The organism is Xenophilus azovorans DSM 13620 (genome assembly GCF_000745855.1).
GTDB classification, from domain to species: Bacteria; Pseudomonadota; Gammaproteobacteria; order Burkholderiales; family Burkholderiaceae_C; genus Xenophilus; species Xenophilus azovorans.
Map to the genome: position 1 here is coordinate 285,954 of NZ_KN050766.1, position 11,891 is coordinate 297,844.

8 protein-coding genes are annotated in these 11,891 nt (G+C 70.8%); 5 read left to right on the forward strand and 3 right to left on the reverse strand.

Features of this window, described 5'->3' with window-relative positions; translation table 11 throughout:
- Positions 1–35 precede the first annotated feature (35 nt).
- From smc to def, 5 genes are all read left to right on the forward strand, one after another.
- The gene (gene smc / locus Q392_RS27785; RefSeq protein ID WP_038216398.1) at positions 36–3,554 is read left to right on the forward strand and encodes a chromosome segregation protein SMC; all 3,519 of its coding nucleotides are present in this window, start codon (positions 36–38) and stop codon (positions 3,552–3,554) included.
- A 7-nt stretch (positions 3,555–3,561) separates the two neighbouring features.
- Entirely contained in the window at positions 3,562–4,674 is a 1,113-nt protein-coding gene (locus tag Q392_RS27790) for a cell division protein ZipA C-terminal FtsZ-binding domain-containing protein (protein WP_038216401.1), read from the forward strand.
- Positions 4,675–4,763: 89 nt separating this feature from the next.
- Complete coding sequence (ligA, locus tag Q392_RS27795; RefSeq protein WP_038216404.1) at positions 4,764–6,791, forward strand: NAD-dependent DNA ligase LigA; 2,028 nt, start codon at positions 4,764–4,766, stop codon at positions 6,789–6,791.
- A gap of 118 nt (positions 6,792–6,909) precedes the next feature.
- Complete coding sequence (locus Q392_RS27800) at positions 6,910–7,344, forward strand: hypothetical protein (RefSeq protein WP_051954020.1); 435 nt, start codon at positions 6,910–6,912, stop codon at positions 7,342–7,344.
- Between the two features lie 39 nt (positions 7,345–7,383).
- Positions 7,384–7,923 carry a peptide deformylase gene (def, locus tag Q392_RS27805; protein ID WP_038216407.1) on the forward strand — a complete coding sequence of 180 codons (540 nt, stop codon included), beginning with the start codon at positions 7,384–7,386 and terminating at the stop codon, positions 7,921–7,923.
- A 6-nt stretch (positions 7,924–7,929) separates the two neighbouring features.
- Here def and Q392_RS27810 read toward each other — a convergent pair whose 3' ends face one another.
- The 3 genes from Q392_RS27810 to map form a co-directional block, all read right to left on the reverse strand.
- Positions 7,930–8,325 carry a DoxX family protein gene (locus Q392_RS27810; protein ID WP_038216409.1) on the reverse strand — a complete coding sequence of 132 codons (396 nt, stop codon included), beginning with the start codon at positions 8,323–8,325 and terminating at the stop codon, positions 7,930–7,932.
- Between the two features lie 86 nt (positions 8,326–8,411).
- Entirely contained in the window at positions 8,412–11,018 is a 2,607-nt protein-coding gene (locus tag Q392_RS27815) for a [protein-PII] uridylyltransferase (RefSeq protein WP_038216412.1), read from the reverse strand.
- A 13-nt stretch (positions 11,019–11,031) separates the two neighbouring features.
- Positions 11,032–11,850 carry a type I methionyl aminopeptidase gene (map, locus tag Q392_RS27820; RefSeq protein ID WP_038216414.1) on the reverse strand — a complete coding sequence of 273 codons (819 nt, stop codon included), beginning with the start codon at positions 11,848–11,850 and terminating at the stop codon, positions 11,032–11,034.
- Positions 11,851–11,891: the final 41 nt, after the last annotated feature.

Here is an 11,891-nt window from a genome sequence, read left to right on the forward strand (position 1 = left end):
TTGCAAATCAACGCCTTGGCATCAGGGCTCCCGCCGTGCGTCTCAACTCCATCAAGCTCTCCGGCTTCAAGTCCTTCGCGGAGCCCACCAACTTCATGCTGCCGGGCCAACTGGTCGGCGTGGTGGGCCCCAACGGCTGTGGCAAGTCCAACATCATGGATGCGGTGCGCTGGGTGCTGGGCGAGTCGCGTGCCAGCGAGCTGCGCGGCGAGTCGATGCAGGACGTGATCTTCAACGGCACCACCAGCCGCAAGCCGGCCAGCCGCTCCAGCGTGGAGCTGGTGTTCGACAACGCCGACCACCGCGCCGGCGGCCAGTGGAGCCAGTTCACCGAGATCGCCGTCAAGCGCGTGCTCACGCGCGACGGCACCAGCAGCTACTACATCAACAACCAGCCGGTGCGCCGGCGCGACGTGCAGGACGTGTTCCTCGGCACCGGCCTGGGCCCGCGCGCCTACGCCATCATCGGCCAGGGCACGATCAGCCGGATCATCGAGTCCAAGCCCGAAGAGCTGCGCCTGTTCCTGGAGGAGGCGGCGGGCGTCTCCAAGTACAAAGAGCGCCGGCGCGAGACGGAGAACCGCCTCTCGGACACGCGCGAGAACCTCACGCGCGTGGAAGACATCCTGCGCGAGCTGAACGCCAACCTCGACAAGCTGGAGAAGCAGGCCGAGGTCGCCGCCCGCTACAACGCGCTGCAGGCCGAGGCGACGAAGAAGCAGCACCAGTTGTGGTTCCTCAAGCGCAGCGAGGCCGAGGCCGACCAGGCGCGGCTGAAGGCCGACGCCGACAAGGCGCTGAACGACCTCGAGTCGCGCACTGCCGACCTGCGCCATGTCGAGGCCGAGCTGGAGACCATCCGCCAGGCGCACTACGCCGCCGGCGACCAGGTCAACCAGGCGCAGGGACGCCTCTACGAGGCCAGCGCCGAGGTCGGCAAGCTGGAGGGCGAGATCCGTTTCGTCGTCGAGGGCCGCCAGCGCGTCGAGCAGCGCCTGGTGCAACTGGCCGAGCAGATCCAGCAGTGGGAGACCCGCCGCGCCGACGCGGAGGCCGAGATCGAGACGCTGGCCGGGCAGGGCGTCGACGCCGAGGAGCAGGCGGCGATCCTGGCCGCCCAGCTGGAGGAGCACGACGCCCGCCTGCCCGAGTTGGAAGAAGCGCTGCAGCGCGCGCAGGAGGAGGCGAACGAACAGCGCAGTTCGGTCGTGCAGGTGCAGCAGCAGATCCAGGTGCTGGCCGCCGACCAGCGCAACATCGAGGAGCAGTCGCGCCAGCTCGGCCAGCGCAGCGAGCGCCTGCGGGCCGACCGCAACGCGCTGGCCGAGCCGGACGAGGCCCGGCTGGCCGAGTTGCAGCAGCAGCTCGCCGAGGCGCAGCAGGCGGCCGAGGAGGCTGACGCGCGCCTGCACGAGCTGCAGGAGAGCGTGCCCCAGTTGGACGAAGCCCGCCGCGAGCGGCAGCAGGCCGTCAACACCGAGGGCGCGCGACTGGCCGAGCTGTCGGCCCGGATGGAGGCGCTGAAGGCGCTGCAGGAAAAAGTCCGCACCGACGGCAAGCTCGCGCCCTGGCTGGCCAAGCACGGCCTCGACGGCCTGCAGGGCCTGTGGAGCCGCATCCACATCGAGACGGGCTGGGAGAACGCGCTGGAAGCGGCGCTGCGCGAGCGCATGGGCGCGCTGGAGATCTCGCGCCTGGACATGGCGCGCGCCTTCGGCAACGACGCGCCGCCGGCCAAGCTGGCCTTCTACAGCCCGCCGTCCGCGGCCGCCCCGGCGGCCGGCGGCAGCAGCGGCCTGCCGAGGCTGGCCGATCTGCTGCGCATCAACGACGCCGGCCTGCAGGCCGTGCTGGCCCACTGGCTGCACGGCTGCCGCACCGCCGACAGCCTCGAAGAGGCCCTGGCCCAGCGCGAGCGCCTGGCGCCGGGCGAGACGATCTACGTCCGCGATGGGCATGCCGTCACCGCCCACAGCGTCGGCTTCTTCGCGCAGGACTCGGAGCAGTCGGGCCTGCTGGCGCGCCAGCAGGAGATCGAGAACCTGGAGCGGCAGCTCAAGGCGCAGGCGCTGATCAATGACGAGGCGCGCACTTCGCTGGTCCGCGCCGAGGCGTCGTATGCCGATGCGGCTTCGCGTCTCGTCACGGCGCGGCGTGAAGCGGCCGACACGCAGTCGCGCGCGCACGAACTGCAGGTCGAGACCCTGCGCCTGGGCCAGTTGGCGGAGCAGACCCGTGCCCGCAGCCAGCAGCTCGATGCGGACCTGGGCGAGGTGGATGCCCAGCTCGAGGACCTGCAGGAGCGCCGCATCGCCGCCGAGGCCCGCTTCGAGGAGCTGGACATGCAACTGGCCGACAGCCAGGAACGCCATGCCCAGCTCGAAGAGAAAGTGATCGAGACCGGCCGCGTCCTCGCCGCCGCGCGCGAGCAGCACCGCGGCCTGGAGCGGCAGGTGCAGGAAGCCGCTTTCTCGCAGCGCACGCTGGAGGCGCGCCGCGCCGAACTGCAGCGCGCCATCGAGACGGCGGCGCAGCAGGCCACCGCGCTGGCCGACGAGCGAGAGCGTGCCGAGGCCGAGCTCGGGCGCCTGTCGGACGCCGCCGCGCAGGCCGGCCTGCAGGACGCGCTGGCCCTCAAGCTGGAGCGCGAGCAGGCCCTGGGCGCCATGCGCAGCCAGTACGACGACCTCACCGCCAAGCTGCGCGCCAGCGACGAGCGGCGCCTGCAACTGGAGCGCGCGCTCGACCCGCTGCGCCAGCGCATCACCGAGGTGCAGCTCAAGGAGCAGGCCGCGCGCCTGGGCTTCGAGCAGTACGAGCAACTGCTGGCCGACGCGCAGGCCGACGTGGCGGCGGTGGCTGCCTCGGTAGAGGAAGAGAAGGTGCGGCTGGCCGGCCTCTCGGGCGAGATCGACCGCCTGCACCGCGAGGTGGCCTCGCTGGGCGCCGTCAACCTGGCGGCGCTGGACGAGCTGACCAGCGCGCGCGAGCGCAAGACCTTCCTCGACGCGCAGTCGGCCGACCTGAACGAGGCGATCACCACGCTGGAAGACGCCATCCGCAAGATCGACGGCGAGACGCGCGAACTGCTCGGCGGCACCTTCAACACCGTCAACGAGCACTTCAGCCGCATGTTCCCCGAGCTGTTCGGCGGCGGCAATGCCAAGCTCATCATGACCGGCGACGAGATCCTCGACTCCGGCGTGCAGGTGATGGCGCAGCCGCCCGGCAAGAAGAACCAGACCATCCACCTGCTCTCGGGCGGCGAGAAGGCGCTCACCGCCATCGCGCTGGTGTTCGCCATCTTCCAGCTCAACCCCGCGCCTTTCTGTTTGCTGGACGAGGTGGACGCGCCGCTGGACGACGCCAACACCGAGCGCTACGCCAAGCTCGTCACCGCGATGAGCAAGGAAACGCAGTTCCTCTTCATCAGCCACAACAAGATCGCGATGGAAATGGCGGAACAGCTCATCGGCGTGACCATGCAGGAGCAGGGGGTCTCGCGCATCGTGGCGGTCGACATGGAATCGGCCGTGTCCATGGCGGAAGTCTGAATCCGCCATGAGCAGCCTGACTGTCGCACTCGCCATCCTGGGCGGCCTCGTGCTGGCCGCCGTGATCGCCTACAACACCTGGACCTCGCGCCGCAATGCGCCCCGGCAGCCCGATCTGCCGGGCGTGCCGCCGACGGCCGCGCCGGAAGGCGACGGCAGCGGAACGGAAGCGGACCCCGAGGAGCCGGTGCTGCGGGTCGATCCCGGCGACGCCGCAGGCGCCGACCGCCACGAGCCCCTGTTCGACCCCGACCTGCCGCCGCCCACCGCACAGTCGCCGGGCGTGCTGGTCGAGCGCCGCGGCGGGCTCGATCCGCTGATCGACGTGATCGCACTGGTCGCGCTGGATGCCCCCGTGTCCGGCGCCGCCGCGCTGGCCGCGCTGCCGCCCACGCGGCGCGCCGGCAGCAAGCCCATCGCCATCGAGGGCCTGAACGCCGCCACCGGCCAGTGGGAGCCGCCGGCCGCCGGGCAGCGCTACGGCGCCTTCCAGGCCGGCGTGCAACTCGCCAACCGCACCGGTGCGCTCAACGAGATCGAGTACTCCGAGTTCGTCGTCAAGGCGCAGGCCTTCGCCGACGCCGTCAACGGCGCGCCCGAGTTCCCGGAGATGCTCGACGAGGTGGCCCGCGCGCGCGAGCTCGACCAGTTCGCCGGCGCGCACGACGCGCAGCTCGCCTTCGTGCTGCGCGCCCGGCACGCGGCCTGGAGCCCGGGCTACGTGCAGCAGAATGCGGCCCGCCACGGCTTCGTCGCCGGCCTGATCCCCGGCCGCATGGTGCTGCCCGGCGGCGATGCCGGCGCACCGCCGGTGCTCGGCCTGGCCTTCGACACGCAGGCAGCGCTGGCCGACGACCCGGCGCAGTCGGCCATCCGCGAACTGACGCTGAGCCTGGACGTACCGCAGGTGGACCGCGGCGCCGAGCCCTTCGCCCGCATGCGCGAGATCGCCGAGGCGCTGGCGCGCGAGATGGACGGCGTGGTGACCGACGGTGACGGCCAGTTGCTGCGCACGGAGACCATGGACGCCATCGGCGCCGACCTCGAACAGCTCTACGACACGCTCCAGCAGCGCGACCTGGCCGCGGGCTCCGCCCTGGCGCGGCGTCTTTTCAGTTGAAATGAAATTGCCCCCACGCTCATCGCTTCGCGTATCGCTGCCCCCCGAGGGGGCGCGTCAGTGCCTTCGGGCGGCCGGGCGCCACTGACATGACCCAGGACCTCACCGCGCAGGCCCGCGAACTGCGGGCGCTGCTGCGCCGCTACGCCCACCGCTACTACGTGCTGGACGATCCGGAAGTGCCGGACGCGGAGTACGACCGCCTCTATCAGCAACTCGAGGCGCTGGAGGCCGCGCATCCCGAGCTGGTCGTGCCCGATTCGCCCACGCAGCGGGTGATCGGTGCCGTGCTCGAAGGCCTGACGCCCGTGCGCCACGCGGTGCCGATGCTGTCGATCAAGACCGAGACCGACACCACGCCCGCCGGCGCCGCCAAGTTCGACTTGGGCGTGCGCAATGCGCTCAAGCTGCCCGCCGATGCGCCGCCGCTGGCCTACGCGGTGGAGCTCAAGTTCGACGGGCTGGCCATCAACCTGCGCTACGAGCAGGGCGAACTGGTGCAGGCCGCCACGCGCGGCGACGGCGAGACCGGCGAGGACGTGACGCACACCATCCGCACCATCGGCGCCATCCCGAACTACCTCAAGCGGGTGAGTGCGCCGGTGCTGGAGGTGCGCGGCGAGGTGTTCATGCGGCGCGACGACTTCGAGGCGCTGAACGAGCGCCAGCGCGCGGCCGGCGCCAAGACCTTCGTCAACCCCCGCAATGCGGCGGCCGGCGTGGTGCGCCAGCTCGACGCGGGCATCGCGCGCCAGCGCCCGCTGAGCTTCTTCGCCTACGGGCTGGGCGAAGTGCAGGGCTGGGACATGCCCGCGACCCACTCGGCCACGCTGGATGCGCTGGCCGCGCTCGGCATCCCGGTCAACGAGGACCGGGCGGTCGCCCAGGGCGCCGAGGGGCTGGCGGCATTCCACGCGCGCATCGCCGCCGCGCGCGACAGCCTGCCTTTCGACATCGACGGCGTGGTCTACAAGGTCGACGACCTCGCGCTGCAGCGCCAGCTCGGCTTCAAGTCGCGCGAGCCGCGCTGGGCCGTGGCGCACAAGTACCCGGCGCAGGAGCAGATGACGCGGCTGCTGGGCATCGAGATCCAGGTCGGCCGCACCGGCCGCCTGACGCCGGTGGCGAAGCTGGAGCCGGTGTTCGTCGGCGGCACCACCGTCAGCAACGCCACGCTGCACAACCTGTTCGAGATCCGGCGCAAGCGCGTGCGTGTCGGCGACCGCGTGATCGTGCGCCGCGCCGGCGACGTGATCCCGGAAGTGGTGGGCGTGGTGCCGGAGCCGCGTACCGGCTACGTGCCCAACTTCCGCATGCCGCGTCACTGCCCGGTGTGCGGCAGCGACGTGGTGCGCGAGCGCGGCGGCATGGACCACCGCTGCTCCGGCGGGCTGTTCTGCCCGGCGCAGCGCAAGCAGGCGCTGCTGCATTTCGCGAGCCGGCGCGCCATGGACATCGAGGGCCTGGGCGACAAGCTGGTGGAGCAGCTCGTGGACGGCGGGGCCATCCGCACGCTGCCCGACCTGTACAAGCTGGGCCTGAGCACGCTGGCGGCGCTGGACCGCATGGCCGAGAAGTCGGCGGCCAACCTGGTGGCGGCGCTGGAACACTCCAAGTCCACCACGCTGCCGCGTTTCCTCTTCGCGCTGGGCATCCGCCACGTGGGCGAGAGCACGGCCAAGGAGCTGGCCCGCCACTTCGGCGGGCTCGACGCCGTGATGGACGCCAGTGAGGAAGCGCTATTGGAAGTGGACGACGTCGGCCCGGTGGTGGCGCAGAGCATCCACACCTTCTTCCAGCAGCCGCACAACCGCGAGGTGGTGGAGCAGCTGCGCGCTGCCGGCGTGCACTGGGAGGAGGGCGAGCCCGCGCCCCGCGCGGTGCTGCCGCTGGCGGGCAAGACCTTCGTCATCACCGGCACGCTGCCGACACTCTCGCGCGAGGAGGCCAAGGAGCGGCTGGAGGCCGCCGGCGCCAAGGTCGCCGGCTCCGTCAGCAAGAAGACCAGCTACGTGGTCGCCGGCGAGGCGGCCGGCAGCAAGCTGGACAAGGCGCAGGAACTCGGCATCGAGGTGCTGGACGAGGCCGGCATGCTGGATCTGCTGCGACAGATTTGACGATCCGGGCGTTTCTTTACCTTGACTTTACCCGTCGTTACCGGATCGCTGGAGCCTTCTTCAGGCACTGGCGCTCCAATCGTCTTGTCAATCTGAACGACCCGGAAGGAGTGGCCCGATGAAGACCCATTCGACGAGACGGTGGCTGGCCGGCGCAGGCCTGCTGGGCGCTGCGGCCTTGCTGGGCGGCTGTGCCGTGTACGGCGACCCCAATTACTACGACGGCTATGGCTACGGGCCGGGCTACTACGATCCCGGCCCGGCCGTGATCGGCGTCCCGGCCTACGTGGACATCGACGTCTACAACCGCCCGCGCTACTGGGGCGGCCGGCCTTATCCCTACCACGGCGTGCGTCCGGGCTGGGGTGGCCGCCCGCCGGTGCCGCGGCCCGGCGTGATGCCGCCCGGGCGGCCGCCGGCGGTCGGCGTCCCGTCCCCCGGCCGCCCGCCGGTGGTCGGCCAGCCGCCGGGCCGCCCCGTGGTGCCGGGGGTGCCGCGCGGTTCCGCCCGGCCCAGCGCGGGCCAGAACACGCCGCTGGGCGACCGGCCCTGACGGGCGCGGCACCGCGGACGGCTCGATGACAATCCACGCATGGCCATCCGCGAGATCCTGAAGATGGGCGATCCCCGGCTGCTGCGCGTGGCGCAGCCGGTGGACGCCTTCGACACCGACGAACTGCACCTGCTGGTGCGCGACATGTTCGAGACCATGCAGGCCGTGAACGGCGCCGGGCTGGCCGCGCCGCAGATCGGCGTGGACCGGCAGGTCGTCATCTTCGGCACCGGCGCACCCAATCCCCGCTACCCGGACGCCCCGCCGGTGCCGCGCACCGTGCTGGTCAACCCCGTCGTCACGCCGCTGGGCGACGAGGAGGAAGAGGACTGGGAGGGATGCCTGTCGGTGCCCGGCCTGCGCGGCGTGGTGCCGCGCTTCGCGCGCATCCGCTACAGCGGCTTCGATCCGTACGGCGACCCGATCGAGCGCGAGGCCGAGGGCTTCCATGCCCGGGTGGTGCAGCACGAGGTGGACCACCTGCTGGGCAAGCTCTACCCGATGCGCGTGCGCGACTTCAGCCGCTTCGGCTTCACCGAGGTGCTGTTCCCCGGCCTGGATGCGGCCGAGGACGATTGAAGAAGCTCAGTTGAAGCGGCCGCCGATGCCGAGCCGCCCGCCGCCGAGGAAGGCGACCGCGATGGCCGAGAACAGGAACATGCCCTGCAGTTCCAGCGCCCAGCCGCCCTGGTTGTTCAGCGCGCCGAGGTCCTTCATGTGGACCAGCCAGATGGCGACCAGCATGTTGGCCGCCACCACCCATGCCGCCGGGCGGGTGAACAGGCCGACGATCAGCAGCACCGGCGCGACGACCTCGCCCACGTACACCAGGTAGGCCAGGATGGCCGGCAGGCCGTGCGAGGACAGCATGCCGCCGATGCCGTCCACCCCCTTGCTCAGCTTGGCGATGCCGTGCAGCAGGATGAGAACGCCCAGCGCCACGCGCAGGATGAGCTTGCCGAGATCGTCGGATTTGGTCATGGAGATGCTTTCCTCGAAGAAGGGTGGATCACGGCGCGCATGTTAGTGAAGGCGGGGCGTTCCGTGTCCCATGCCCCACGGCCGCGTCAGACCTCTTGCAGCGCGTCCAGCAGTTCCGTCTCGATCGCCAGCTGCGCGCGCTGGCCCTGCAGCTCCGGTCCGCTGATGAGGAAGCTGTCCTCCACCCGCTCGCCCAGCGTCGTCACCTTGGCCAGTTGCAGGTTGAGGTGGTGCCGCGCCAGCACCCGGGCGACGGAGTACAGCAGGCCCACCCGGTCGCTGGCCGAGATGCTGAGCAGCCAGCGCTGCGCCTTCTCGTCCGGCGTGAGGCTCACGCGCGGCGCGACGGGGAAGCTCCTGACGCGGCGCGAGACGCGGCCGCGGCTGGGCGCGGGCAGTTCGCCGGCGGCGGCCAGCGTGCGGGCCAGGTCGGTCTCGACCTGGCTGATCAGCTCCCGGTAGTGCTCGGGCAGGAAGGTGGTCACGACCTGGAAGGTGTCGAGCGCATAGCCGTTGCTGGCGGTGTGCACGCGCGCATCCAGGATGCTGAAGGAAGCCTGGTCGAAGTAGCCGCAGATGCGCGCGAACAGGTCGGGCGCGTCGGGCGTGTAGACCACCACCTGCAGCCCCTCGCCCACGGGCGACAGCCGGGCGCGCACGACGGGCCGGGCGCCGGGATCGACCGGCACGCCCCTGGCGGGCACGAAGCGCGACAGCTTCTTGGCATGCCAAGCGATTTCGTTCGCGTCATGGCGCATGAAGTAGCCCACGTCCAGCGTGTCCCACAGCGCCTTGTGGGCGTCGAAGGGCAGGGCGTGCAGCTTGATCTCGGCCAGCGCCTCGCGCTTGCGGGCCTCGACCTCGGCGTCGGGGTCGGGCATGTGGCCGCCCAGGGCGCGCGAGGTGGCGTGGTAGAGGTCTTCCAGCAGCTTGCCCTTCCAGGCGTTCCACACGCGCGGCGAGGTGCCGCGGATGTCGGCCACCGTCAGCAGGTACAGCGCCGTCAGGTAGCGTTCGCTGCCCACGCGCCTGGCGAAGGCGGCGATGACCTCCGGGTCGGACAGGTCCTGCTTCTGCGCCACGTTGCTCATCACCAGGTGCTCGGCCACCAGGAACTCGATCAGCTTCGCGTCTTCGCGCTCGATGCCGTGGCGCCTGCAGAAGCGGGCGACGTCGCGCGCACCCAGTTCGGAGTGATCGCCGCCGCGGCCCTTGGCGATGTCGTGGAAGAGGGCCGCGACGTAGAGGATCCAGGGCTTGTCCCAGCCGGCCGCCAGTTGCGAGCAGAAGGGGTACTCGTGCGCGTGCTCGGCGATGAAGAAGCGCCGCACGTTGCGCAGCACCATCAGGATGTGCTGGTCCACCGTGTAGACGTGGAACAAGTCGTGCTGCATCTGCCCGACGATGCGGCGGAACACGCGCAGATAGCGCCCCAGCACCGAGGTCTGATTCATCAGCCGCATGGCGTGCGTGATGCCGCGCGGCTCCATCAGCATGCGCATGAAGGTCGCGTGGTTCACCGGATCGTTGCTGAAGCGGGTGTCCATCGCGTGCCGCGCGTTGTACAGCGCGCGCAGCGTGCGCGCCGACAGGCCGGTGACGCCCACGGTCTTCTGGAACAGCAGGAAGGTCTCCAGGATGGCGTGCGGCTCGCGCAGGTACAGGTCGTCGCCGGCGACCTCGATCTTGCCGGCCTTCTCGAAGAAGCGGTCGTTCAGGCGGGTGAGCGCGGCCGGCTGCGGGTCTAGGCGCTCGGCGATGTTCAGCAGCAGGATCTCGGTGAGCTGCGACACCGCCTTGGCGGCCCAGTAGTAGCGGCGCATCAGCGCCTCGCTGGCCTTGCGCCCGGATTCGCCCTCGTAGCCGAAGGTGGCGGCCACGGCGGTCTGCAGGTCGAACACCAGGCGGTCCTCGCGCCGGCCCGCCACCACGTGCAGCCGCGCGCGGATGAGGGAGAGCAGCGACTCGTTGCGCTTGAGCTGCTGCACCTCGAAGGCCGTGGCCAGGCCGTTCCTGGCCAGGTCGTCCCAACTGCGGCCGAAGCCGGCGGCCTGCGCCACCCAGAGCATCGTCTGCAGGTCGCGCAGGCCGCCGGGCGATTCCTTGCAGTTGGGCTCCAGCGCGTAGGGCGTGTTCTCGTACTTCTGGTGCCGGTGCCGCATCTCCTGCGACTTGGCGGCGAAGAAGGCGCGCGGGTCGATGCTGGCCTCGAAGCGCTCGCGGAACTGTTCGTAGAGCCTGCGGCTGCCGGTGATCAGGCGCGATTCGAGCAGAGAGGTCTGCACCGTCACGTCCTTGGCCGCCTCGGCCAGGCACTCGTCGATGCTGCGCACGCTGGAGCCGATCTCCAGCCCCGCGTCCCAGCATCGGCCGATGAAGGCCTCGAGCCGTTCGGCCGGCACGGCCTCGGCATCGCGCCCGGGCAGCAGCACCAGCACGTCCACGTCGGAGCAGGGGAACAGCTCGCCGCGGCCGTAGCCGCCCACCGCCACGAGCGCGATCGACGAGCCCGGCGCCGCGTCGCGCCACAGTTCGCGCAGGGCGCGGTCCGTCGCGCGTGCCAGTTCGCGCAGCGCGGCGTGCACGTTGCGCGCGCCCGTGGGCGTGCGCAGGCGCTCGAACAGCGCGCTCTTGCGAGTGCGCAGGTCGTCGCGCAGCGCGGCGGGCAGGTCGACGACGACCGAGAACGCCATCGGGCGCGGCGCCTCAGCCGCCGGTGACGAAGGCCGGCGGCGGCGGGCTGCCGGCCGAGAGGGTGAGCACCTCGTAGCCGGTCTCGGTGACCAGCACGGTGTGCTCCCATTGGGCCGACAGCGAGCGGTCGCGCGTCACGATGGTCCAGCCGTCGTACTTGCCGGCCTTGTGGTCTTCCTTGATGTCGCGCTTGCCGGCGTTGATCATCGGTTCGACGGTGAAGATCATGCCGGGCTTGAGCTCTTCCATGGTGCCGGGGCGGCCATAGTGAAGCACCTGCGGCTCGGCGTGGAAGGTGCGGCCCACGCCGTGGCCGCAGAACTCGCGCACCACCGAGTAGCCGTTGCCCTCGGCGAACTTCTGGATCGCGTGGCCCACGTCGCCCAGGTGGTTGCCGGGCCGCACCTGCATGATCCCGTGCCACATCGCCTCGTAGGTGACGTGGCACAGCCGCTTGGCGGCGATGGAGGCGTCGCCCACGACGAACATGCGGCTGTTGTCGCCGAACCAGCCCTTGTAGATGACGGTGACATCGATGTTCATGATGTCGCCCTTCTTCAGCGGCTTGTCGTCCGGGATGCCGTGGCACACCACGTGGTTGACGGAAGTGCACAGCGATTTCGGGAAGGGCACGCTGCTGGCGCCCAGGTAGCCCACCGTGGCGGAGGTGGTGCCCTGCTTGACCATGTACTCGGCGGCCAGGCGGTCGATCTCGTTGGTGGTGACGCCCGGCTTGACGAAGGGCGTGAGGTAGTCCAGGACCTCGGAGGCGAGCCGGCAGGCGGTGCGCATGTCGCCCAGGCTGGCCGGATCGTGGTAGGTGATGCTCATCCCCGGATTATCCCATTCGGGCCATAAAATGCCGGGTTCCC